Origin of the sequence: Aeromonas sp. ZOR0001 (genome assembly GCF_000801015.1) — a bacterium.
GTDB classification, from domain to species: Bacteria; Pseudomonadota; Gammaproteobacteria; order Enterobacterales; family Aeromonadaceae; genus Aeromonas; species Aeromonas veronii.
In genome coordinates this window covers 1-2860 of record NZ_JRJY01000059.1, presented here as the reverse complement: position 1 = coordinate 2860, position 2860 = coordinate 1, and the positions used below count along the sequence as shown (strand labels likewise).

The 2860-nt window shown below is 51.3% G+C and carries 2 protein-coding genes; both read left to right on the top strand.

Going from position 1 to position 2860, the window contains the following annotated elements:
• The first annotated feature begins 254 nt into the window (after positions 1–254).
• A complete protein-coding gene (locus tag L972_RS07870; protein WP_042080905.1) occupies positions 255–2297 on the top strand; it encodes a methyl-accepting chemotaxis protein in 2043 nt (680 codons plus the stop codon).
• Positions 2298–2338: 41 nt separating this feature from the next.
• A complete protein-coding gene (locus tag L972_RS07865) occupies positions 2339–2755 on the top strand; it encodes a hypothetical protein (protein ID WP_042080904.1) in 417 nt (138 codons plus the stop codon).
• The last annotated feature ends 105 nt before the right edge of the window (positions 2756–2860 follow it).

Sequence of the window (2860 nt, the reverse complement as noted above, 5' to 3'; positions counted from 1 at the left end):
ACCCTAAGCGGGAAAAAGTGTCTGGATCTATGGGGTCAAATCCACTATCTCTCAGCTCCGGTGAGTTGTAATTTCGTCCTGAACTAGGCGGTGTAAAATACTCACTTAATTGTGTAAACGTTACACAAGAAGTTCCTGGCGATCAAAAGACGCGCTATAGACGTGTTGCGACGCATCAGCAACGAGTCGCCGAAGAGGTCTTCGGTCATCAATCAACCGAGTGTCATAACTCTTAATCCGTGTAATTGATTACAATGAAGACATCAAAACGACATTTTTCCATTATTCAGCGCATCGCACTGGGATTTCTTACCATCATCTTATTGCTGATTCTCTCGGTCGGGCTTTCGCTTTATACCGGACAGAGATTGGCAGCCCAAGTCAATGAGCTTACCGGACACACTGCCCCGACGTTGGTACAGAGCCGCGCGGTGACGCGTGACCTTTTCTCTCTCGATAAGAGCCTGCGAGTCGCCTTATTGCAGCCCTCTGTGGAGGATATCGATAAAGCGATAGCCCTCATGCAGCAATGGCAACAAAGCTACCAGCAAGACGCGCAGCGTCTAAAAGAGCAGACCAACAGTGATGCCGATTTACAAGAGAAGGTCTTGACGCTGGACGAGCAGCAGAGCCAGTACTGGGCACTGATAAAGCAACTTGCAACTGACTATGCCACTAATCTCTCCCATCAGCAGACGCTCAGCCGCGATAACAGACTCAATAGTGCTTTTCGAAAATTACGCGGACAACTGGATATATTGGTTGCGCCACTGGGGGCTCATCCTGCCGTGCTTACAAAAAATCAGCTGTTACAAGAGTTGGAGCTACAAACAAGTAGTGTGACAGACTCTCTCAAACAACGTGATCCCCAGCTGATTGCCAGCAAGGTTGAGCAACTCACCGCATCAGCGATGAAACTGGCTGCACTGCGCAAGCAACTCTCAGTGCAATTACGCACGCAGGAAAGTGCCTTTGGTGACTATATTGACCTTGAACAAAGTGCCGGGATCACCCTAGATAGCGTATTTGCCTTGCTCTCCGGCCCCCAAGCACTCTTGGCAAAACACCTGGAACTTTCTATGCGCAGTGAACAATTGCGCAATCAAAGCGAGCAAGCAACCCGCATGGTTGACTCACTGCTCGCAGAACTCTCTGCCATTGATGACATCGTGGACGCCCAGCTCAGTGCGCGGGTTTCACAAAGCCAGGGTATTCTGTTGCAACTGGAAATCGGGCTCTCGGTTGGGCTACTGGTTTCACTGTGTTTGAGCGCTCTTATTTTACTGCATCTGATTCGCGCCATTCGTAAACCCATGCAACAACTGCTCACAACACTGCTCTCACTAAGTCGTGGTGACATGACACAGCGAGCCATGCTGGATCGTCATGACGAACTGGGGCAAGTAGGCGAAGGGATCAATTCTTTGGCACACGAGATGAGCAATATGCTCAGCCAAGTGGTACATGCCGCCCGTTCACTCGGGGAAATGGCCGAGCTCAACCTGAGCGCACAACAAAGCGCCACCCGCCAGCTTGAGCAGCAGCGAAGTGAAACTAACAGTGTCTGCGCCGCGATGGAGGAGATGGATTATTCGGCGCGAGAAGTGGCAACCAGTGCTGAAATGGCCGAACAGACGCTGGCACAGGTGGCGAAAGAAGCCACTCAGACCAGCATGATGAGTAAGCACACTGCAGAGCGAATGAGTCGATTAGCTGACGACCTGACCAACTCCTGCCACGCCATTGAGTCAGTGCATCACTTGAGTGTCAATATCGGTGGCATTCTTGAGATCATTGAGCGGGTCACAGAGCAAACTAACCTGCTCGCGCTCAATGCGGCAATAGAAGCCGCCAGAGCCGGCGAGCACGGCCGTGGCTTCGCGGTTGTTGCCGACGAGGTACGCCAGCTAGCCCGTCATACCGCAGAGTCAACAACCCAGATCCAGTCGCACATTGCGGCCCTGCAGCAAGGGGTTACCGGAGCGGTCGAGACCATTGTCCGCTGCCACGGAGTAATGCAGGCATGTAGCCAGGACAGTCAACAAACCCGAATGATGCTTGGCGCTCTTTCAGACAGTCTTCACTCAGTGGCCGAACTGAGCAGTCGAATCGCTACAGCGGCCCTACAGCAGCGCCAAACCAGTACAGAAATAGCCAGAAACATCAGCAATATCAGCTCTATTGCCAATGAAAACCAAAAAGTGCTGGGCAATGTGGCTCATACCGGCGGGCAACTGCAAAAGCTCTCATCACAGCAGCAATCTCTGGTACAGCGCTTTGTTCTGCAAAATACCTGACCAAAACGGGAGATATCCCATGACCATGAGGACCTACTAACATGCTCAAACGTACTCTGCTTGTCGCGGCTATGCTCAGTTGCCTGCAACCTGCATTTGCCGATGATGACTCGGCGCAAACCCGTGCTCTGTTTTTACGTGGCGAGATGAACAACTGGGAAGCGTCAGCTGCCGCCAAGATGACGGTTCAGGCGATCGACCTATTGAGCGTAAAGACGCAACTGCAAGCCAGTCACGGCGCTTACAAGTTCAAGATTGCTGATGAAAAATGGAAAAGTGACACGACCTATGGCCAGGTCGATCCCACCAGCAAAGTCGAGTCAGGCAAGCCCGTGGTGGTCAAAGCCGGTTACCAGTGGGGCGATATGAAATTTACACCAGCTGCTGATGGAAGTTACACATTTACGCTTGATCGTCGTGACCCGGCCAAGGTGATCGTCACCGTCAGTAAAGATTAAATATTGCCGCACAGATAATACCGACAAATAATGCCAACCCGTAAAAATTAGCTGGCATTATGTTTCTTAAATAACAACGCCTGCTTAAGCAGGCGTTGTTATTTA

Coding starts and splice junctions, on each gene's coding strand:
- L972_RS07870 (WP_042080905.1), top strand. CDS start 255: ATGAAGACATCAAAACGACATTTTTCCATTATTCAGCGCATCGCACTG.
- L972_RS07865 (WP_042080904.1), top strand. CDS start 2,339: ATGCTCAAACGTACTCTGCTTGTCGCGGCTATGCTCAGTTGCCTGCAA.